The organism is Arthrobacter sp. Z1-15, from assembly GCF_054792395.1.
The window spans coordinates 671143-691074 of the sequence record NZ_CP096454.1; the positions used below are offsets into that span (position 1 = coordinate 671143).

Annotated in this window: 20 protein-coding genes; 16 read left to right on the plus strand and 4 right to left on the minus strand. The window is 64.9% G+C overall.

Annotated features, from left to right (window positions below; all coding sequences use genetic code 11):
- Nucleotides 1-246: 246 nt before the first annotated feature.
- The 5 genes from M1D40_RS03160 to M1D40_RS03180 all read left to right on the plus strand — a co-directional run bounded on the left by M1D40_RS03160 (nt 247) and on the right by M1D40_RS03180 (nt 5818).
- Nucleotides 247-1533, plus strand: a complete 1287-nt coding sequence (locus M1D40_RS03160; RefSeq protein WP_461170172.1) for a M20 family metallo-hydrolase — start codon at nt 247-249, stop codon at nt 1531-1533.
- A 14-nt stretch (nt 1534-1547) separates the two neighbouring features.
- Nucleotides 1548-2306, plus strand: coding sequence for a DUF5058 family protein (locus tag M1D40_RS03165; protein ID WP_341395524.1), 759 nt, complete (start codon nt 1548-1550; stop codon nt 2304-2306).
- Between the two features lie 33 nt (nt 2307-2339).
- The gene (locus tag M1D40_RS03170; RefSeq protein ID WP_461170173.1) at nt 2340-3068 is read left to right on the plus strand and encodes a hypothetical protein; all 729 of its coding nucleotides are present in this window, start codon (nt 2340-2342) and stop codon (nt 3066-3068) included.
- 69 nt (nt 3069-3137) lie between these two features.
- On the plus strand, nt 3138-4379 hold the full coding sequence (locus tag M1D40_RS03175; protein ID WP_461170174.1) for an amidohydrolase: 1242 nt from the start codon (nt 3138-3140) through the stop codon (nt 4377-4379).
- A 2-nt stretch (nt 4380-4381) separates the two neighbouring features.
- Nucleotides 4382-5818: an amidase gene (locus M1D40_RS03180; protein WP_461170175.1), complete on the plus strand. Its 1437-nt coding sequence runs from the start codon at nt 4382-4384 to the stop codon at nt 5816-5818.
- A 171-nt stretch (nt 5819-5989) separates the two neighbouring features.
- On the opposite strand, the gene M1D40_RS03185 is transcribed toward M1D40_RS03180, so the two are convergent.
- The gene (locus tag M1D40_RS03185; protein WP_341395528.1) at nt 5990-6490 is read right to left on the minus strand and encodes a hypothetical protein; all 501 of its coding nucleotides are present in this window, start codon (nt 6488-6490) and stop codon (nt 5990-5992) included.
- Between the two features lie 443 nt (nt 6491-6933).
- Between M1D40_RS03185 and M1D40_RS03190 the strand changes: the two genes are divergently transcribed.
- Nucleotides 6934-7203: a hypothetical protein gene (locus M1D40_RS03190; protein WP_461170176.1), complete on the plus strand. Its 270-nt coding sequence runs from the start codon at nt 6934-6936 to the stop codon at nt 7201-7203.
- A 92-nt stretch (nt 7204-7295) separates the two neighbouring features.
- On the opposite strand, the gene M1D40_RS03195 is transcribed toward M1D40_RS03190, so the two are convergent.
- A complete protein-coding gene (locus M1D40_RS03195) occupies nt 7296-8033 on the minus strand; it encodes an SDR family oxidoreductase (RefSeq protein WP_461170177.1) in 738 nt (245 codons plus the stop codon).
- Between the two features lie 291 nt (nt 8034-8324).
- On the opposite strand from M1D40_RS03195, the gene M1D40_RS03200 reads away from it, so the two are divergent.
- Together M1D40_RS03200 and M1D40_RS03205 are read left to right on the plus strand one after the other, a co-directional pair.
- The gene (locus tag M1D40_RS03200) at nt 8325-8720 is read left to right on the plus strand and encodes a hypothetical protein (RefSeq protein ID WP_461170178.1); all 396 of its coding nucleotides are present in this window, start codon (nt 8325-8327) and stop codon (nt 8718-8720) included.
- Nucleotides 8721-8886: 166 nt separating this feature from the next.
- Nucleotides 8887-10092 carry a globin domain-containing protein gene (locus tag M1D40_RS03205; RefSeq protein ID WP_461170179.1) on the plus strand — a complete coding sequence of 402 codons (1206 nt, stop codon included), beginning with the start codon at nt 8887-8889 and terminating at the stop codon, nt 10090-10092.
- A 31-nt stretch (nt 10093-10123) separates the two neighbouring features.
- Here the strand turns inward: M1D40_RS03205 and M1D40_RS03210 are convergent, their stop codons facing one another.
- Nucleotides 10124-10678 (minus strand): VOC family protein, encoded by a 555-nt coding sequence (locus tag M1D40_RS03210; protein WP_461170180.1) that lies wholly within the window; start codon nt 10676-10678, stop codon nt 10124-10126.
- Between the two features lie 88 nt (nt 10679-10766).
- Here M1D40_RS03210 and M1D40_RS03215 point away from each other — a divergent pair, with 88 nt between their 5' ends.
- From M1D40_RS03215 to M1D40_RS03250, 8 genes are all read left to right on the plus strand, one after another.
- On the plus strand, nt 10767-11660 hold the full coding sequence (locus M1D40_RS03215) for a helix-turn-helix domain-containing protein (protein WP_461170181.1): 894 nt from the start codon (nt 10767-10769) through the stop codon (nt 11658-11660).
- Between the two features lie 259 nt (nt 11661-11919).
- Entirely contained in the window at nt 11920-13041 is a 1122-nt protein-coding gene (gene chvE / locus M1D40_RS03220; RefSeq protein ID WP_461170182.1) for a multiple monosaccharide ABC transporter substrate-binding protein, read from the plus strand.
- Between the two features lie 78 nt (nt 13042-13119).
- Nucleotides 13120-14667 (plus strand): multiple monosaccharide ABC transporter ATP-binding protein, encoded by a 1548-nt coding sequence (gene mmsA / locus M1D40_RS03225; RefSeq protein ID WP_461170183.1) that lies wholly within the window; start codon nt 13120-13122, stop codon nt 14665-14667.
- A complete protein-coding gene (mmsB, locus tag M1D40_RS03230; RefSeq protein WP_461170184.1) occupies nt 14664-15869 on the plus strand; it encodes a multiple monosaccharide ABC transporter permease in 1206 nt (401 codons plus the stop codon). The genes mmsA and mmsB overlap by 4 nt, the downstream gene beginning before the upstream one ends.
- A 98-nt stretch (nt 15870-15967) precedes the next feature.
- A complete protein-coding gene (locus tag M1D40_RS03235; RefSeq protein ID WP_461170185.1) occupies nt 15968-17059 on the plus strand; it encodes a pentapeptide repeat-containing protein in 1092 nt (363 codons plus the stop codon).
- A gap of 260 nt (nt 17060-17319) precedes the next feature.
- The gene (locus M1D40_RS03240) at nt 17320-17742 is read left to right on the plus strand and encodes a VOC family protein (protein ID WP_461170186.1); all 423 of its coding nucleotides are present in this window, start codon (nt 17320-17322) and stop codon (nt 17740-17742) included.
- A gap of 126 nt (nt 17743-17868) precedes the next feature.
- On the plus strand, nt 17869-18249 hold the full coding sequence (locus M1D40_RS03245) for a YidH family protein (RefSeq protein ID WP_461170187.1): 381 nt from the start codon (nt 17869-17871) through the stop codon (nt 18247-18249).
- Between the two features lie 20 nt (nt 18250-18269).
- Nucleotides 18270-18581, plus strand: a complete 312-nt coding sequence (locus M1D40_RS03250; RefSeq protein WP_461170188.1) for a DUF202 domain-containing protein — start codon at nt 18270-18272, stop codon at nt 18579-18581.
- Between the two features lie 199 nt (nt 18582-18780).
- Here M1D40_RS03250 and M1D40_RS03255 read toward each other — a convergent pair whose 3' ends face one another.
- The gene (locus M1D40_RS03255; protein ID WP_461170189.1) at nt 18781-19503 is read right to left on the minus strand and encodes a hypothetical protein; all 723 of its coding nucleotides are present in this window, start codon (nt 19501-19503) and stop codon (nt 18781-18783) included.
- Nucleotides 19504-19932 lie beyond the last annotated feature (429 nt).

Sequence of the window (19932 nt, forward strand, 5' to 3'; positions counted from 1 at the left end):
GGCTCCTGCCGGAAGAGCAAGTCTAGACCCGACCGCGGGCCGCAACCGGCAATTTAACCGAAAAGAATTCAAGAATTTACACGGCGAAATCAGGCCGCGAAATATTCAGGTAATTCCTTAAAAGATCTGGACTAGTGGGGTTCGGCATGTGAGGGTAGTGCCCAACCCGGCGTGCAGCCGGGCACTCCCGCCCCGGCGGGGTGTTTTTTTTGGCAGTTGCGCAATCGATTGCATTTAGGAGGACGAGTGCCTGGTCTTTATACAGCTGATGCCGGCGCCGCCGAGTGGCTGGATTCGGCCCTCACGGATCTTGCCGAATTCCGCAGTACCGGCCGGCCCGGGTGGACCCGCGAGGTCTTCAGCGAGTCCTACCGGGAATCCCGTCACTGGGTCGCCGACAAGATGCGCGCCGCGGGGCTGCAGGTTCACGTTGATGATGCGGGAAATATCATCGGCCGCCTGCCCGGCAGGAACCCGGCGGCCCCGCCGCTGGTCACCGGATCACACACGGACACCGTCGACGGCGGCGGGCGGTTTGACGGGGTCGTCGGCGTCCTCGGCGGACTGGCCGCGGTGGAAACCCTCCGGGAATCGGGGACCGTCCTCGGCCGGGACCTGCTGGTTGTCGACTTCCTCGGGGAGGAGTCCAACCCGTTCGGCCTTAGCTGCCTCGGCAGCCGAGCCCTGGCCGGGGAACTCACGCCCCGGGACCTCGCCCGCACCGACTACTCGGACCGCACCCTGGCATCCGCGTTTGAGGACTTCGGCCTGGACCCTTCGGACCTGCTCGGCAGGGCAGCCTGGACCGGAACACGGCGGCCGCACGCCTACCTGGAACTGCACGTTGAGCAGGGCCCGGTGCTGGAGGCCCGCGGAACCGAGATCGGCATCGTCACGGCGATCACCGGAATCGAACGTCTGGTCGCCAGCTTCACCGGCACCCCCGACCACGCCGGCACCCGTCCCATGGACGACCGCCGGGACGCGATGGTCGCCGCGGCGGAAGCCGTTCTGGCCATCAGGGCCGAAGGCTGCGGCGCACCCGAACACGGCGTCGCCACCGTCACCCGGCTGGAGAATGCTTCCAGCTCGCCCAACGTGGTTCCCTCACTGGTCCGGCTGCACGGCGAAGTACGCAGTGTCGACGAATCCTGGTTAACCGGCACCCGCCGCCGGCTGGCCGAGGAGATCGCCGCCCGTGCCGGCCAGCACGGCGTCGAGGCGGACCTGAGCTGGACCACCGACAACGCGGTGGTCCGGTCGGCACCCGGAGTCCAGGATTTGGCCGCCGCCGCCTGCGACGCAGCTGGTGTTTCCTGGCTTCCCGTCCCCAGCGGCGCCACGCACGACGCCGTCCACATGGCTGCGCTGGCGCCCATGGGAATGATCTTTGTTCCCTCGGCCAACGGCAAAAGCCACTGCCCGGAGGAATTCACTGCCACCGGGCAGATCGCCACCGGCGTCAGGGTGCTCGCAGACACCCTGATCCGGCTGGACACGCACCACTTCCCCCACCCTCCACGCACGCACTGAAGGAGCCAACCCCCATGAGCTCGTCACTTCTCATCCTGCCGCGCAACGGCAGCTCAACGGACATCCTGGAAATTGCCAACATCCCCATCCTGTGGGTCTTCGCGCTGGCGGTATTTGCCGTCGTCATCATTCAGAGCCTGATCTATATGCGGGCAGCAACCGCCGCCGGACCGGCCGCAGAAATCAGCCCGGCGGAGCTCAAAGCGTCCTTCCGCGCAGGGGCCGTGGCTGCCATCGGCCCCTCACTGGCCGTGGTGCTCGTGAGCATCGCGCTGCTGTCCCTTTTCGGCACACCCGCCGTGCTGACCAGGATCGGGCTTGTCGGGTCGGCCGCCACTGAAACGGCGTCGGCCAGCATTGCGGCCGGAACCATGGACGCTGTTCTGGGCGGCGAGGGATACAACCAGACCGTCTACGCCGTCGCGTTCACCGCCATGAGCCTGTCCGGTGCCATGTGGATGGTCTGCTGCCTGATCTTTACCCCGCTGCTCAAGCGCGGAGACAGCAAGCTGCGCGACGTCAACCCGGCCCTGATGTCGATCATCCCCACCGCGGCCCTGCTCGGTGCCTTCGCCAGCCTGGGCATCGCCGAACTGCCCAAGAGCAGCGTGCACGTCCTGACGGTGGTTGCCTCCGCCATTGTCATGGGGATGTGCCTCTTCTTGGCGAAGAAGCTGAACGCACCCTGGCTGCGGGAGTGGGGCTTGGGGATTTCCATCGTCCTGGGGCTGGTCATCGCCTACATCGCCCACACCTCCGGCCTCGCCGCCTAGCCCGCGCCCCAACGACTGTTCGAGGAGAACCTGATGTCAACATCTGCACTGGCCGCCGATTCCGCCGCCAGCCTTGCCCGTTTCGACAAGACCACCTCCCGCTGGGGCCGGCTCACCATGCTTGCCGCCCTGCTGCTGTCCCTCGCCGGCCCCGCCTACCTGGTGTTTTTCGCCGATCTCGGCATTACCGGCACCATGGTCTGGACCGCCGCGCTCGCCGTCGGCGCCTCCTTCTTTGTGCTCTGGTTCGTTGAACCGATTACCTATTACCCGGTGCTGGGCCCCGCGGCCATGTACCAGGCGTTCATGATCGGCAACATCGCCAACAAGCTGCTGCCCTCCGCGATGGTCGCCCAGGCGACCATCGGGGCCAGGCCCGGCACCAAGAAAGCGGACTTCTCGGCCCTGATGGCCATTTGCGGCGCTGCCATGGTCCACGTCTTCTCCATGCTGGTTTTCGTCGGCCTGCTGGGCACCTGGCTCCTGACCCTGATTCCCGTCCAGGTCATGGACGTGGCCCGGCTCTACATCTTCCCGTCCATCATTGGCGCCGTGATCGTCCAGCTGGTGGTTTCCGCCAAGCAGCCGCGCGTCACCCTGGTGGCCGTGGCCGTGGCCCTGGTTGTCGTCTTTGTGGTGGTACCGCTGGTCCCGGCCCTGGCCAAGCTCTCCACCGGGCTTACGGTGCTGCTGACCGCTGCCCTCGCCTGGTGGGTCCGGGATCGAAAAACAGCGGGAGCGGCACCTGAACTCGTCAACTGACCCCGCGCCTGCCCTTGTTCCCGCCCGCCTCCTACTCCTACCCCTTACCGTCTCCGAAAGGCCCATCCCATGACCAATGACATTCTTGCCAGCCACGGTTACAGCACAGCCGATCAGCAGAAGCTGCAGGAAACCTACCGGTACCTGCATGCAAACCCGGAGCTGTCCATGCAGGAAACCAATACATCCAAATTCCTGCTCGGCCGCCTGGAGGAGCTGGGACTGGACGCCTTCCTCTGCGGCGGCACCGGCGTCGTCGGGGTACTGCGCAACGGCCCCGGACCCGTGGTTGGTTTCCGCGCGGACACCGACGGGCTTCCCATCGGCGAAAACACCGGACTGGAGTACGCCAGCACGGCCGAGGGCACCCTGGAAGACGGGACCCGGGTACCGGTGATGCACGGCTGCGGACATGACACCCACATGGCCGTGGCCCTGGCCGCCGCCGAGCTGCTGGCCCGAAGCACCGGCAGCTGGTCCGGAACCGTGGTCTTCATCTTCCAGCCCGGCGAAGAGACCGCTGCCGGTGCCCGTGCCATGCTGGCCGACGGCTTGTGGGAAAAGGCCCCGCAGCCGGAGGTGGTGTACGGCCAGCATGTGTGGCCGGGTGTGGCCGGCGGCCTGGAAATCAGCAGCGGCACCGCCATGGCCATGGCAGACTCCTGGAAAGTCACGGTACTGGGACGGCAGGCCCACGGTTCGCAGCCGGAGAAGTCCATTGATCCCATCGTGCTGGGCGCCCACATGATCGTGCGGATCCAAACCATCCTCTCGCGGGAGGTCCCGCCCCGGGAGTCAGCGGTGGTCACCGTGGGCACCTTCCACGGCGGCCTGAAGGAAAACATCATTCCCGCCAGCGCGGAGTTCACGCTCAACGTCCGCACCTTTGAGCCGGCGGTGCGCGATCAGGTACTCACCGCCCTGCGCCGCATCATCACAGCCGAAGCCGCAGCCTCCGGCGCGCCCGAGCCGGTGATCGAAGAAATCTCGAGCTTCCCCCGCTGCTACAACGATCCCGCTGCCACCGCCGAGGTAACGGAGCAGCTGCGCTCCGCGCTGGGGGAGGACAACGTCCGCGATGTGCCCCCGGTCATGGGCAGCGAGGACTTCGGCCTGCTGGCCGACGCGATCGGGGTGCCTTCGGTGTACTGGATGTTCGGCTCCACCCTTTCCGAAAGGCTCAACAGCGAAACCCCGGTACCGGGCAACCACCATCCGGAATTCGCACCGGCGCCCGAACCCACTCTGGAAACCGGTCTGACCGCGGCACTGGCCGCGATCCGGACCCGGGTCGGCGGAGCAGGAGCCTAGCCGTGGCTCTGTCGGCATCATCCCGGGAGCTGCAGTCCCTGACCGCTGTGGAACTCACCGCTGCGATCCGCTCCCGGAAGGTCTCGGCCCGCGAAGCCCTGGACGCACATCTGGACCAGATCGCCGAGGTGAACCCGGCCATCAACGCAGTGGTCACGCTCGACCCGGAGGGCGCCCGCGACCGTGCAGCGGCTGCCGACCAGGTCACCGCGTCCGCCGGCGACGACCCGCTGCCGCCGCTGCACGGACTGCCCATGACCCACAAGGACACGCACAACACCAAGGGGATGCGCACCACTCAGGGATCGCCGCTGTTGCGGGACTTCATACCTGACGCCGATGACCTGATCATCGCGCGGCTGAAGGCAGCCGGGGCGGTGACGACCGGCAAAACCAACGTGCCGGAATTCGCCGCCGGGTCGCACACCTTCAACGAGGTCTTCGGAACCACCACCAACCCCTATGCTCCGGACCTGAGCGCCGGCGGCAGCAGCGGCGGGGCAGCGGCGGCGCTGGCGGCCAGGATCCAAACGGTCAGCGACGGCAGCGACATGGGCGGATCGCTGCGCATACCGGCGTCGTTCTGCAATGTGGTGGGTTTCCGGCCCTCGGCCGGCGTGGTTCCGGTGTGGCCCGTCCGGGACCTGTGGGGCTGGCTGGGCCGCAGCGGGCCAATGGCCCGGGATGTCGCGGACATAGCACTGATGCTGACCGCGGTGGCCGGCCCGCATCCGGCCGAACCGTCGAAGAGCGCGGTCCGGGCCGAGGACTTTGCCCGGCCGCTGGTGCGGGATTTGTCCGGCCTGCGGGTCGGCTGGACGCCGGACTTCGGGCTGGGCGTTCCGGTGGATCGGGAAGTGCTCAAGGTGCTTGAAGCCCAACTGGCAGTGTTTGAGGAACTCGGCGCGAGGGTGGAACAGGCCTGCCCTGATCTTCAGGATGCAGACACAGTGTTCAGGAACGTGCGCGCCCTGGAATTCGTCCAGATGCTCGGGGACACGGTGCGGGAGCACCCCGAGAGCATCAAACCCGAGATCCGCTGGAACGTGGAACAGGGCTGGTCCCTGACCGGACAGGATGTGGTTGACACTGCCGCGGCGCGGACCCGATTGCATCTGTCGGTTCAGGAATTCTTTGGCCGGTATGACATTCTGCTGGCGCCCGCCGCGCAGGTCCTGCCCTTCGACGCGGAGCTGCGCTATCCAACCAGTATCAACGGCGAGGAGCTGACGACCTATCTGGACTGGATGCGTTCGGCCTGCCTGATTTCGGCGACGGGGCTGCCCGCATTGTCGATGCCCGCAGGGTTCAGCAGCGGGGGCTTGCCGGTAGGACTGCAGATGGTGATGAACCACGGGGAAGATTTTTCCCTGCTGCAGGTGGCACGGGCCTTCGAGCAGGCAACAGGATTTGCCCGCCGAGCACCGGGAGGAGCGTGAACCGCGAACGGTGCGGGGATGCGGTTGACCGGGTGAAAACCACCCCCTAGCCTTCTTCTGCACTCGCACCGGCAGGAGCCCGGGACTTTTATCCCGGGCTCCTGCTGCGTCCGCGGCCGGAAGGTGCCGCCCAGGCTGCTACAGCTGGCGTTTTATTCCCGTCCCGGAACCCTAGGTGCGGGCCTGTACAAGGTTGGCGAACGGCAACCGGCCGTGTAGCCCGAGGAACTGTGCGTGATACGCAGCCAGGGCTGCGTTGAGCTCCTCCGCGGGCAGCTCCTTCCACGCCACGAGAAGGTCCTCCGCATCGGTTAGCTGCCAGATCAACCGGCCGTCCCAGTGTCCCGGCGGCTTTCCGTTGCCGAAATCCAGGAATTCCGAGATCTGGCGGCGGAGCCCGCGGTTGCCCTTGCTGCCGGCGCCGGCCTTGCCGATGAACAGGACGTCCGCGTCGGGAACCCATTCCGCGGAGAGCTCGGTACGCGACAGGGAAGGGTTCTTCTTCTTGAAAACCCCGGCCGTGCTGACGGCAAGGAACCGCGGTTCAAATTCAGCGGGCCGCAGCAGAACAAAGATTCCCTGACGATGCGGAATCCGGTTCACGTCCAAAGACATGATGGGCCGGAAGCCGGTAAACCCGTCGCCGGTGAGTGATTTCTTGTTCAACGGCATTGGATTCCTTGGAGCTGGGGGTGGATGGCGGTGCCTGTGCATCGACACGTGCAGGGAGATTCGCCCCTTCGATGGTACCGGCCCGGGCACAGCCCTCTGCTCCTCCGGTTGGATGGAGCGGGGTCCCGTTTAGGAGGGGCGGAAGTTATCCCCAACTGTTGAGCTGTCTGCCCGAAGTCAGCCGGTGTCGCTGACAATGAGGAAACGGCGCTGCGAGGGCCTTGCAATCACTTCGTTCTGAGGCCGGAAGCCGCGCACACCCACCTCTTGGGGGAAACATGGACAACAGGTTCGAATCGGCTTATCCGCAGGATTCACAACAGCCGCAGCCCGGTAATCCGCCGCTGCCTCGACCCCCTGAAATGGCAGCTGCCACTTTTCGGCAGCGGCCCGGTCACGCGAATCCTCCCGGTTACCCGCAGCCGCCGCAGCGGGTGAAGACCGTGAGATGGCTGGCAGCTGGCTCGGTGGTCGCGGGCGTACTGTGCGTGGTGGATATCGCAGCCCTAGGGTTGGCACTTGTGGTTGGCCCCGTGGGGATCGCCCTGGCCGTTGCCGCCCTCATTATCGGAAGGAGGAATATGTCGATGGCCACGGCGGCGGCGATCACCGGACTTGTGCTGTCTGCCGTGACATTCTTCCTTCTCCTCGCCCAGCTGCTGATCTGGATCCTTTTTCAGGGATGGTATTTCTGGGCCTCGGGCGCAGGGTGAATCCGAGCCGGTGCCGTCGCCTGAGCCGGAACTGAAGCAGGTCAAGCGGTTATGGGCGGCCGGTAGGCGAAATGCGGCAGGATGCAGTGCGGCTACGCGGCACCGCCGTTGGCGTAGAGGACTTGGCCGTTGATCCACCGGCCGGGTCCGGCAAGGAAGGCGACTGCCTCGGCAATATCCTCCGGCGTCCCGAGCCGTTCCATCGGGTTGAGTTTGGCGATGGCGTCGATCTGTTCCTGGGATTTCCCGTTAAAGAACAGGGGAGTGGCGGTTGGGCCCGGGGCTACGGCGTTGACCGTGATGTTCCGTCCGCGCAGTTCACGGGCCAGAATCAGGGTCAGCGCTTCCACTGCACCCTTTGATGCGGCATAGGCGCCGTAGCCGGGCGGCTGCAGCCGGGTAATGGAGGTGGAGAAATTGATGATGGCTCCGCCGCCGCGCAGGTGGCGCGCGGCCAGCTGATCGACGATGAAGGTGCCGCGGACGTTGGTGCGCTGGATCCGGTCAAAGGTCTTCAGATCCATTTCGGCGACAGGTCCCAGGGGCATAATGCCCGCCGTGTGGACGAGCACGTCAACACCGCCGAACGCGGCGTCGGCTTCCACGAACATCTCCTGCATCTGTCCTTCCTCTGCCACATCGCCGCCGAAAACGACGGCGGTGCCGCCTGCCCGGACGACGCCGTCGGCCGTTTCCCGGGCTGCGTCGCGGTTCCCGCTGTAATGGACAAGAATCTGGGCGCCGTCGCGGGCGAGCCGCAGCGCGGCGGCCCGGCCGATGCCGCCGGAGCCGCCGGTGACGATCACGCTGCGCGGCGATGACAGTGCCATGGGAGTCTCCTTAGGGAATGGGCCGGCGGAAGGCGCCGTCCTGCCTGCGCATATTCTGCCTACCGGATTCCGGCGCGTGTAGGGTGCTCGGGTTAAGCAGACGACTTGCCGTGCCAATCGGAGAATACGACGGGCAACGCCGCGGAGGAACAAAGCTCCCGGCGCGGTCAAAACCCGCCGTGACCTGCGCCGATGCCGGAACCTGAAAGAATGGGAACAACCGGCTGGTCGGCGTGCCCGCCGGACATCCCTGCCCAGACCGCCTCACGCCCGTGAAATGGAGTTCCACCCATGTCTTCTTCTGATTCCTCCGCCCAGCCCTTCGGTGTTGCCGCCGCGCAGCGGGTTACCGTTTACGGCGCGCAGGACCGTCCGGAGGTGGCACCGTACCTGCCCGAGCAGGCGCTTGTAGCCGAGCCGGGCTCGCGCATGCCGGCCGACGTCGTCATTCTGTTTGTGGGGACCGCAGCTGACCTGGCCCATGATCTGACCGGCGCCGCCGCTGCCGTGGAGCCCGGCGGGGTGCTGTGGGTCTGCTTCCCGACTGTGGCGGCGGAAGGCCAGGAACTCGACATCAACCGGGACACCGTGGCCTCGCTGCTGCAGACCAACAACTGGCAGCCGCTGGCCGATGCAGTCCTCGGGGAGAACTGGTCCGCCGTCCGCGGCCAGCCGTCCGGGGAGTAGCGTCCCGCCCAATTTCTACAACACGTAGAACAGAGGGTACTGTGATATCCGGAAACGGGTTTTCCGGTCGCGGTCTCTTTGATGCAGATAATGCGCTGCGGGTTCCGAACCTGCTGGGCCTGGGCAATTTCCACGGTCCACGAACAATGCGGCAAAGGAGCCCGAAGTGCTGTCAGATACATCCCGCCCGGTAATTGAGGCAACATTGCCCGTGGTGGGGGAGCATATCGGCGAAATTGCCCGGCGCTTCTACGCGCACATGTTCAACGAGAAACCGGAACTGCTGGACGGATTGTTTAACCGGGGAAATCAGGCCGGCGGAAAGCAGCAGCTGGCCCTGGCCGGTTCGGTGGCGGCATTCGCCGGCTACCTGGTCAACAAGCCCGATGAACTGCCGGACCATTTGCTGTCGCGGATTTCCCACAAGCATGTGTCCCTCGGCCTGCGGCCCGAGCAGTATGGGGTAGTCCACAACCACCTGATGTGGGCGATCGGGGACGTGCTGGGCGCAGCAGTCACCGCCGAGGTGGCTGCTGCTTGGGATGAGGTCTATTGGCTGATGGCCAACGTCCTCATCAATGCGGAACGGGACCTGTACTCCGCGGCGGACCTGGCTCCCGAGGACGTCTGGCGCACCTGGCGGGTGGTGCGGAAGATCCGCGAGACCGACGACGTCGTGACCTTCGTGGTCGAACGCACCGATGACCGGGACGTGCTGCTCTCCCTGCCGGGACAGTACGTTTCGCTGAAAGCGCTGATGCTCGACGGCGTCCACCAGCCGCGCCAATACAGCCTTACCCGCGCCGACGACGGCCGGTACCGCCAGTTCTCCGTCAAGCGCGTGCACGGCCAGTCCACCCCGGACGGGGAGGTCTCCAACCTGCTGCACTCCACGGTGGAAGTGGGTGATGAGGTGCTGCTCTCGGCTCCGTTCGGTGACGTGGTGCTTCAGTCCAGCGTCCGGCCGGTGGTTTTCGCCAGTGCCGGCATCGGCATTACACCCATGGCCGGAATGATTTCCCACCTCGCCCAGTCCGCGTCCCTGCGGCAGGTGACCTTGCTGCATGCCGACAACTCGGCCGCTTCCTTTGCCCTGCGGGACCAGGTCCAAGCGGATCTGGCCAAGCTGTCCCGGGCCTCGTCACTCACCTGGTTCCTGGAACCCTCCGGCGACGCGCAGCCGGACAGCGAGTTCACCGGCTTCATGGACCTGAGCGCAGTGGACCTTCCGGCCGACGCCGAGTACTACCTGTGCGGGCCCCTGCCGTTCATGCAGGCTGTCCGCAGTTCGCTGATCGCCCGCGGAGTCCCGCCCCGGGACATTCAGTACGAAGTGTTCGGGCCCGACCTCTGGCTCGCCGACTTCCAGTAGGAGCTGCCGCGACGGGGAGCGTGCCCAGGGCCTACCCCTGCTGCTCCGCCGCCCACTCGGCCACCCGCCGCGCGCTTTCCTCCTCGGACAGATCCTCTACCCGGGTCATGACGGACCAGCGCACCCCGAACGGATCACGGATGCTGGCGAACCGGTCACCGCTGACGAAGGTGGCCAGCGGTTCCCGGACCACGGCGCCTGCCGCTACGGCGCGGGCGACGACGTCGTCCACACTGGAGCAGTACAGGCCCATGGAATAGCAGTCCCCGTCGCCGGCCGGCGGAGGCGCCAGGCCGTAGTCGGGATGGGGTTCGCCAAGCTGCAGCCTCCCGGTGCCGAAGTCCAGATCTGTGTGCACGACGACGCCGCCCATCTCCGTCACATCGACCACCCGGGCGCCGAAAACGTCCCGGTAGAACTCGATGGCTTCGCGGGCTCCCGGAACGGCCAGAAACGGTGTGAGACTGGTGGAACCGTGCGGCAGGCCGTTGGCGGTGTACGCGCCGGTGACGCCCGTAACGGGCGCGGTACCCTGATCCCGGGCTGCAGACTTCTCTGTCGTTGTGGTGTTCTCTGAAGTAGTCATGGTGTCAGGCTAGGGAAAAGCCGGCAGCCCGAGCTTGAAGATTCGCGACAAGCACTCCGGATCGCCACCGCCCGGGAAGGAGGAAACCGTGGACGAACGAGGCCTGCTCTATCCGGCACGGTTGCCCGCCTTCCACCGTCTGCCTCCGCCGCAAGTGCTGGAAGACCGCGTCCGCTGGTTCTGGATTCCGGAATGGAACCTCGGCGCCGGCGTCATCTCGCGGCAGGACATCCTGCCGTTCCCCGCCCTGAACCTCGTCATTGGGCCCGAAGGTGTCAGCCTCTCCGGCCCGGCCACGCGCAGTTCACACCGGAACCTGCGCGGCCGCGGCTGGGCAGTGGGCGTGCTGCTGCGCCCGGCCGCGGTGCCTGCCTTCACCTCCGATCCCGGCGCCCTGCGCGACGCCGAAGTTCCGTATTCGGCCCCGGACCTGCACGCTGCCGTCCTCGCCGCGATGGGCTCCGAAACAGGAGAGCAAACCGGCGGCGGCGCCAATGACTCCCACGGGAACGAGAACGGGAACGAGAACGGGAACGACGACGGCGGAGTCGCCCGCCGCGCCCGCGCCGCCGCCGTCGTCGTGTCCTGGCTCCAGACGAAGATTCCCGTTCCGGCGGCCGAAGCCCGGCTGGCCAACCGGCTGGAGGACCTGATCCGCACGGATCCGTCGCTGACCCGGGTGGATCAGGCCGCGGATCGGCTGGGCGTCTCCGTCCGCACCCTGCAGCGGCTGGCCCGGCGCCATGTCGGGCTGCCTCCGCTGGCGATGATCCGCCGCTACCGGTTGCAGGAGGCAGCCGACCGGCTGCGCTCGGACCCCGGCGCCGTCATTGCAGACGTTGCCGCCGACCTGGGCTACGCAGACCATGCCCACCTCGCCGCAGCCTTCCGTGATGTCCTGGGCCTGCCGCCCAGCGGCTACCGCCGGGCAGCGGCTCCGGGGACCGGGGAAGCCCCGGCCACCGAGCAAGCCGAGGGGTAGACAGAGGCCCGGGCCCGCCAACAGGACCACGCGCACCCAGGGGCCGGTGCGGTTGCAATTAGGTAACTATGCTTGCCTGCCGCCCTCCGCGGTGGGATTGTTGTCCCCGCCTGCAAATCCGGGACGGCCGCTCCGTCCCGGTGGCGCTACAGCGTTGTACCCGTCCGATCCAGCCCAAGCACTACAGCGTGGCCCCGCCTGCACCCCCGCGACGGACGGCCCAAGACCCAGCAGCAGGCGGATCCTTTTCGAAGGCCCAATGATGACCCGAATCAAGCATGTTTCGACCCTCTTTCTGACCCTCGGGCTCGCAGCCGGGATGTCCGCCTGCGCCCCGGCCGGCTCAAACGATGCCGGCGGCGAAGGCGACGCCGCCGAGTGCAACGTCGGCATTTCCATGCCCACCCGCAGCCTGGAGCGGTGGATCAACGACGGCGAGGGCCTGGAGGAAAAGCTCGAAGCCAAGGGCTGCAGCGTGGACCTGCAGTACGCCGATGACAAAACCGACCAGCAGATCAGCCAGATCCAGAACCAGGTTGCCGGCGGGGCGAAGATCCTCGTGGTCGCGGCCATTGACGGCAAAACCCTCGGCCCCACCCTGGAGAGCGCCAAGGAGCAGGACGTCACCGTCATTGCCTATGACCGCCTGATCAACGGAACCGACGCGGTGGACTACTACGCCACGTTCGACAACTACAAGGTCGGCCAGCTGCAGGGCGAGTTCCTCGAAGAGCAGCTCGGACTGGCCGAGGGCAAGGGCCCGTTCAACCTCGAGCCCTTCGCCGGCAGCCCGGATGACAACAACGCGTCCTTCTTCTTCGGCGGCGCCTGGGACGTGCTGCTTCCCTACGTGGAGAAGGGCCAGCTGGTGGTTCCCTCCGGCAAGTCCCCGGCCAGCAATGACGAATGGACGTCCATCGGCATCCTCGGCTGGCAGTCAGTGGACGCGCAGGCCGAGATGGACAACCGGCTGCAGTCCTTCTACACCGGCGGTGACAAGGTCGACGTCGTGCTCTCGCCCAATGACAGCCTGGCGCTGGGCATTGAAGCCTCGCTGGACGGTGCCGGCTACACGCCCGGAACCGACTGGCCGCTCATCACCGGCCAGGATGCCGACGCCGCCAATGTGAAGGCGCTGCTCACCGACCGCCAGTCGATGACGGTCTGGAAGGACACCCGCGAACTCGGCGCACAGGTTGAAGCCATGATCGATGCGCTCGTGGCCGGGGAAGATCCCGAGGTCAACGACACCGAAACGTACGACAACGGGGTCAAGGTGGTTCCCACCTACATCCTGGATCCGCTCGTGGTCACCAAGGATGACGTGCAGACCACGCTGGTGGACTCGGGCTTCGTCAGCGCCGGCGACGTCGGACTCTAGGCTCACGATCTTCCTTACGGACAAGCGGGGCGCGGCAGGTCCGCGCCCCGCTTGTCCCTGTACCGAAACGAGAACGGCATGAATGACGTCATCCTCTCCATGGACGGCATTGTGAAGGAGTTCAACGGGATCAAAGCGCTCGACGGCGTTTCGGTGGACGTTGAGCGCGGGGGCGTGCACGCGATCTGCGGCGAAAACGGCGCCGGCAAATCCACCCTGATGAAGGTGCTCAGCGGTGTTTACCCGCACGGCAGCTTCGAGGGCACCATCACGCTGGACGGCAAAGCAGTCAGCTACGGATCGATCAACGACAGCGAGCGGGACGGCATCGTGATCATCCACCAGGAACTGGCGCTGAGCCCGTACCTGTCCATCGCCGAGAACATCTTCCTGGGCAATGAAGTGGCCCGCGGCGGAGTGATCGACTGGAACCGGACCAACCTGGAGGCCGCAGCGCTGCTGGAGCGGGTGGGCCTGGTTGAAAGCCCGGCCACAAAGGTCCTCGAGCTGGGCGTGGGCAAGCAGCAGCTGGTGGAAATTGCCAAGGCGCTGTCCAAGAAGGTGAAGATCCTGATCCTGGACGAGCCCACGGCAGCCCTCAACGACGGCGACTCGGCCCACCTGCTGGGGCTGATCGCCCAGCTCCGCGACCAGGGCATCACTTCGATCATCATTTCCCACAAGCTCAACGAGATCCGGGCCATCGCCGACACGGTCACCGTGATCCGGGACGGCCGCACCATCGAAACCTTCCCGGTCGCCGACACCGACGACATTGAAACCCGCATCATCCGGGCCATGGTGGGCCGGCCGCTGGATTCCCAGTTTCCGCCGCGCGAACCGGACATCGGCGCGGAGAAATTCCGGGTCGAAAACTGGACGGTGCACCACCCGATCGACGTGGACCGCGTCGTCGTGGACAACGCGTCCTTCTCCGTCCGGGCCGGCGAGATTGTCGGCTTTGCGGGGTTGATGGGCGCCGGACGCACCGAGCTGGCGATGAGCATTTTTGGCCGCTCCTACGGCAGCGGCATCTCCGGCACGGTGTACAAGGACGGGGAGGAAATCCGCACCCGGACCGTGGGCGAGGCAATCCGCAACGGCATTGCCTACGTCAGCGAGGACCGCAAACGCTACGGACTGAATCTGATCGGCAGCGTGGTGGTGAACGTTTCGGCCGCTGCCCTGGGGAAGCTCGCACGGCTGGGCATCATCGACCGCAACCGGGAATACGGCGTCGCCGACGACTACCGGCAGCAGATGAACATCAAGACACCCAACGTGTCCTCGCTCGTCGGAAACCTCTCCGGCGGGAACCAGCAGAAAGTCGTGCTCAGCAAATGGATCTATTCCGGTCCCGAAGTGCTGATCCTCGACGAGCCGACGCGAGGCATCGACGTCGGCGCCAAGTTTGAAATCTACGGAATCATCAACGAAATGGCGGCGCAGGGCAAAGCCGTCATTGTCATTTCCAGCGAACTGCCCGAACTGATCGGGCTCGCCGACCGCATATACACGATCGCCGAAGGCCGGCTCACCGCCGAGGTGCAGCGCGCCGACGCGACACAGGAAGAACTGATGCGGCACATGACCGCAGCCCGACCCCAAGGAGTACAAGCACCGTGACCACCACCACTCCCGAACAGGCGAAGGCACCGCTCCCGCCGCGCCCCACGGCGACGTCGAAAAAACGCCTCCGCGTGGACCTGCGGCAGTACGGCATCCTCGCCGCGCTCGTCGTCATCATCCTGCTCTTCCAAGTCCTTACCGGCGGACGGCTGCTGTATCCGGGCAACGTCTCCAACCTGATCCAGCAGAACGCCTACGTGCTGATCCTGGCCATCGGCATGGTCATGGTGATCATCGCCGGGCACATCGACCTGTCCGTGGGCTCGGTGGTGGCGGTGGTCGGTGCCGTGGCGGCGCTGTCCATGAACAACTGGGGACTGCCGTGGTGGGGCGCCGTTGTCCTCTCGCTCGCCGTCGGCGCCCTGATCGGGGCCTGGCAGGGGTTCTGGGTGGCGTTTGTGGGGATACCTGCGTTCATTGTGACGCTGGCCGGGATGCTGATCTTCCGCGGCGTGGCCCTTGTGCTGCTCACCGGCGGCACGGTCAGCGGCCTGCCCCGGCCGTTCAACGCGATCGGCTCCGGCACCCTGCCCACCACCGGCACACCGGACCTCATCACCCTGGGCATCGGGGCCATTGCCTCGGTGGCGGTGATCATGCAGCAGCTCAAGGCCCGCGCGGACCTGCAGCGCCTGGGCCTGCCGCGCGAGCGGAGCCTGTCCTTCTGGTTCAAGATCGGCATTGCCGTGGTGGCCATCATGTACCTGTGCTACCTGCTGGCGTACAACCGGGGTACACCGATCATCCTGATTGTCCTGGCGGCGCTGGTGCTGGCGTACTCGTTCCTGCTGACCCGGACCGTTTTCGGCCGGCACATCTACGCCATGGGCGGGAACCTGAACGCGGCCATGATGTCCGGGGTGAAGACGCAGTGGGTGAACTTCTTCATCTTCGTGAACATGGGCTTCCTGGCCGGGCTGGCCGGCGTGGTCAGCACTGCCCGCGCCGGGGGAGCGGTGGCTTCCGCCGGCGGCGGGTTTGAACTGGACGCCATCGCCGCAGTCTTCATCGGCGGAGCATCCGTGCAGGGCGGCGTCGGGACCGTGATCGGAGCGGTCATCGGCGGACTCGTGATGGGCGTGCTGAACCAGGGCCTGTCCATCCTGTCCGTCGACGCCGCGTGGCAGCAGATCATCAAGGGGCTGGTGCTGCTGGCGGCGGTGGCCTTCGGGTTCAGCCGGCGGCGGAGTGCGCGCTAGATCCGGGGCGTTGGAGCCTCTCTCCGTGCAGTTCTGGGGAGGGAGGGCCGACTAGAAACTCGGCAACTTAGTCTGCAGAAATAGGGCATCATCATTGTATGACAAAAGAAAATGAAAAATATCGTCGGCGACGACCGCAAATGGCGTGGTGGACTCTCGGGGCTGGAGTTTTTGTAGCGTGCTCTGTTTATTTGCTTGTGGCTTTTCCCAGAATTTTGGTTGCACAAAGTTTAGAGCCTGGCAGTCTAGAACTTAATGCTTCTGAGATGGTAAAAGCGATAAACGATGCACGGCAGGGCATCCTCTTGGCAATTGGTGGATTCATTGCCATAGTTACCCTGTTGTTCACGAGGTTGAAGCATATCCTTGACGAAAGAAAGCTGGTGCTGGAGCAGGACGCAAATTGGACCGATCGCTACACCGCGGCTGTCGCACAACTAGGTGCCGAGTCATCCGTCTCTATTCGACTCGGAGGAATCTACTCGCTCGAACGCATTGCTCAAGATTCCCCGCGTGATCGCCAGACTGTACTCGACCTGCTCTGTGCTTATCTGCGTGATAAGTCTCCTACCACTGCGAAGATTGAGGAAGGGATGGCAGTTTTTGCCACAGACTGTGCCGCTGCGGCAACCGTTGTCACTCGTATTACTCAGCTTTCCGCTCCAACCAATGTTGTAGACCTTCACAGTGCCGATCTAAGCGGCACAAATCTGAGTGGGGCAAACCTCAAACATGCGAATCTTGAGGGGGCCAACCTCAGATCAGCTGACCTGTCGAATGTGAACCTCAGCGGCGCTAAGCTTGATAAGGCGAATTTTACCAAGGCAAAACTAGCGCATGCGCTCTTAGGTGGTGCTCGACTCCAAGACGCCAACCTCACCAGCGCCACCCTTAACCATGCATATTTGCAATCCGCAAACCTCAGTCGCGCAAACTTGACCAGAGCTGAGCTCATAGAAGCTAATCTTACTGGAGCGGATATCACCAAAGCCGTGCTTAATGCGGCAGCTCTTAGCCGTGCAAACCTAAAAGATGCCTCTATATATCAGTCAAGCGAATTCGGTGTCAGTCGTGTCCCAGTCACGGGCACGTATTTGAAAGAGCAGGGCGCACTGGAAGTCCACAGTGTCAAGGGCCTACCGGCAACGGAGTTGGAGACTGCTACAAGCGCGGGAGTGGAGACTATCTAGGATTACAAGTTGCTCCGGCCGAGTTAGCCCGACACGACTCATATCTAAGACCCCAGTCTGCCCGAGACCTGAAGGGATGCTATCGCGGTGAGATCTAACGAAAGCCATGGCATGTGCCGGCGCTTCTGCCGTTCAGGAACGGCTGTTATTTCTAGACGGTGTGACCATGCGTATCTGTGCCCCCTTCCTCCCTGCCCGGCCGCGTTTTACTCTGGCGGCGTATGGAGAAACCCATCCCATGGAGTTCCAAGGAGAGCATTATGTCCACCACCATGAACCCTTACCTCAGCTTCCGGGACAACGCCCGGGAGGCCATGGCTTTTTACCAGAGCGTCTTCGGCGGAACCCTGGAGAGCAGCACGTTCGCGGACATGGGCATGGCCGAGGACCCCGCCGAGGCGAACAAGATCATGCATTCCTCCCTGACGACCGACAACGGGCTGGTGCTCATGGCCTCGGACACCCCCAGCAACGTGAATCTGGATGAGGGCAGCGGCTACTCCATCTCGCTGAGCGGGGACGACGGCGAGCAGCTGCGCGGCTACTGGGACAAACTGCTCGACGGCGGACAGATGACCCTGCCGCTGGAGAAGGCACCCTGGGGCGATTTGTTCGGCATGCTGACCGATAGGTTCGGCACCAGCTGGATGATCAGTATCGAGACGGAGGACTCCGAAGGTTAAGTTTCCGACTGCCCGGGAAAACTGATCAAATCGGCCATCTCCAACCGTTGTGTTGGGGGAACGGGGAGACTCGTCCTCCCGGGCCCCACCGGCATACGATGGGCGGAGACCCCTGGCAGGAGAGCGATGACCGAGCAGGACCATGAACGCGGCTGGCTGACCCGCAAGGTGCTCCCCGGCGGCACAGAACCGGACCCCAGGTTCACACTGGCCAATGAACGGACCTTCCTCGCTTGGATTCGCACCTCGCTGGGCTTCCTCGCCGGCGGGCTGGCACTGGAGGCGTTCGCCGTCGAGGCCTTTCCCGAACTCCTGCGCAAGGTCCTGGCCGTAACCCTGGTGGCTACCGGAATGCTGATCAGTGCCGGTGCCGCAGTGCGGTGGATTTCCGTGGAATCGAGTATGCGGCGTGGAAAGCCGTTGCCGTTACCCCTCATCGTCCCGCTCCTGGGGCTGGTCGGGGCGGCGACGGCAGCGGTTGTGGCCATTTTGGTATTCCTGGACTGATGCGCAGGCGACCTGTTCCTGTGCATCAGGATCCCGGGCTGCAGCCCGAACGCACCACGCTGGCCTGGGGCCGGACTGTAATGGCGCTCTTCACCGCCGCGCTCATTTTTCTGCGCTGGCTTCCGCACTACGGTCTGTGGATTCTCGTTCTCATCGCCGTGACGGGCTCCCTCGCCGTCGGTATATACCTCACTCAGCGCCGCCGTTACTCCTCGCGGGTCACCGGGATCGCGGCCGAACACTTTCCGGCGGATGTGCACGCTGTTCTGTGGACAAGCGGTGCGGTCCTGCTGACGGGAGCAATGGGCCTGATCCTACTGATCACGGTCTAGGTGTACCCGGTGGGCCTGCTGCTACTTGAGGCTGCCGAGCGAAAGCCCGCCCTGCCGGCGTTCAGGCCCACCGTGACGGGAAGCAGCGTCTGGTCCGCTGGGGCGGGCGAAGAGGGCAGCGCGGGCAGCAAAAGACCCCCGGCGCGGAGATGTCTGGTGTGCTGGGCGCACCATCTCCGCTCCGGGGGCCAGCGGAGGCTTACGCCTGGTAGCCGCCGAACTTCTGCGCTTGCCGGTAAGCCTTCTTCCGTGCGAAGTACTCGCCGGAGGGCTTCATATACAGCAGGACGATCGCGGCAATGGTAGCCACAACTGCTGCGAGGGTCAGGACGCCGACCACCGGTCCGGTCACAAACAGACCGATCAGCGAGAAGAGCGAGAGCACGGCGAAGATCGTGATGACGATCCGTGCCCAGTTGAAGCCGGCCCGGACGAGGAAGGCAAGCCCCACCCTGACAGCCAGTCCGATGATGCCGGATACCACCGAGGTAGCCGAGCTGCTCGCGATGGCGGCGGACAGGGAAGCTGAGTCAACTTCAAGTCCCAAATCCCGGCTGACCGTCTCCAGATACTCGAGGTACTCCGGGGAGTTCATGTAGGCAATGGCGATGGGCAGCGAGATCAATCCCAGAACGGCGCTGGCGATCAGGAACCAGAATGCCAGGTTGACCTGCTTGGGGCGGGCCGGCTCCTCGGCGGGAACCATCTGGCCGTACGGGCTCCCCGGGTAGGCGTAGCCCTGCGGCTGGCCTGCCGGTCCGGGATAGTTGCTGTAGCCGGCCTGAGGAGGACCGGCCGGTGCCGGGTAGCCGTTCTGGCCGGGTCCTGGCTGCCCCCGTCCTGGCTGCCCCTGTCCTGGCTGTCCGGTGTTCCACGGTCCAGGGTTGCCCCCGGGGTTGTTCGGCTGCGTTGGTTCACTCATGATGCTCCCCCTTGGTCATGCCGCCGTGCCGGCGGTTGTGGTGTAGGCCCATGCTGGGCAAAGAAGTACTTCAGCGCCAGCCTAGCGGGTAGGAGGGGGAAGACTGCGTCTAATCGCCGTCTAACGGCCGTGAATACGGGCAGTCCGTCAATGACACTCAAGGATCTGGGCTGATTCATGTTCGGCTTGCTTTTGATTCGGTAATGCTTCGACCGTTGCCGTTGCCGTTGCCGCTGCCCGCCCGTTCATTGGAACTCCCGGCCACAGTTAATCGCCTGAAAAAAGGGGCATTGTCTTCAGCTCTAATCGCTCGGAGCGGTCACTCAATGTATTTGAAGCAATTGCCGTGGGGGTGACTCACGTAATGCCTCAGGATAAATGGGCTGTCCTACTGGTTGCCTCCGTGCGCACTTGGCGCGCGGCTTAGCA

What these genes read in the sequence shown, in the direction of transcription:
- M1D40_RS03165 (WP_341395524.1), top strand. Translation starts at nt 1,548, where the DNA reads ATGAGCTCGTCACTTCTCATCCTGCCGCGCAACGGCAGCTCAACGGAC.
- M1D40_RS03170 (WP_461170173.1), top strand. Translation starts at nt 2,340, where the DNA reads ATGTCAACATCTGCACTGGCCGCCGATTCCGCCGCCAGCCTTGCCCGT.
- M1D40_RS03175 (WP_461170174.1), top strand. Translation starts at nt 3,138, where the DNA reads ATGACCAATGACATTCTTGCCAGCCACGGTTACAGCACAGCCGATCAG.
- M1D40_RS03185 (WP_341395528.1), bottom strand. Translation starts at nt 6,490, where the DNA reads ATGCCGTTGAACAAGAAATCACTCACCGGCGACGGGTTTACCGGCTTC.
- M1D40_RS03195 (WP_461170177.1), bottom strand. Translation starts at nt 8,033, where the DNA reads ATGGCACTGTCATCGCCGCGCAGCGTGATCGTCACCGGCGGCTCCGGC.
- M1D40_RS03200 (WP_461170178.1), top strand. Translation starts at nt 8,325, where the DNA reads ATGTCTTCTTCTGATTCCTCCGCCCAGCCCTTCGGTGTTGCCGCCGCG.
- M1D40_RS03210 (WP_461170180.1), bottom strand. Translation starts at nt 10,678, where the DNA reads ATGACTACTTCAGAGAACACCACAACGACAGAGAAGTCTGCAGCCCGG.
- chvE (WP_461170182.1), top strand. Translation starts at nt 11,920, where the DNA reads ATGATGACCCGAATCAAGCATGTTTCGACCCTCTTTCTGACCCTCGGG.
- mmsA (WP_461170183.1), top strand. Translation starts at nt 13,120, where the DNA reads ATGAATGACGTCATCCTCTCCATGGACGGCATTGTGAAGGAGTTCAAC.
- M1D40_RS03235 (WP_461170185.1), top strand. Translation starts at nt 15,968, where the DNA reads ATGACAAAAGAAAATGAAAAATATCGTCGGCGACGACCGCAAATGGCG.
- M1D40_RS03240 (WP_461170186.1), top strand. Translation starts at nt 17,320, where the DNA reads ATGTCCACCACCATGAACCCTTACCTCAGCTTCCGGGACAACGCCCGG.
- M1D40_RS03245 (WP_461170187.1), top strand. Translation starts at nt 17,869, where the DNA reads ATGACCGAGCAGGACCATGAACGCGGCTGGCTGACCCGCAAGGTGCTC.
- M1D40_RS03255 (WP_461170189.1), bottom strand. Translation starts at nt 19,503, where the DNA reads ATGAGTGAACCAACGCAGCCGAACAACCCCGGGGGCAACCCTGGACCG.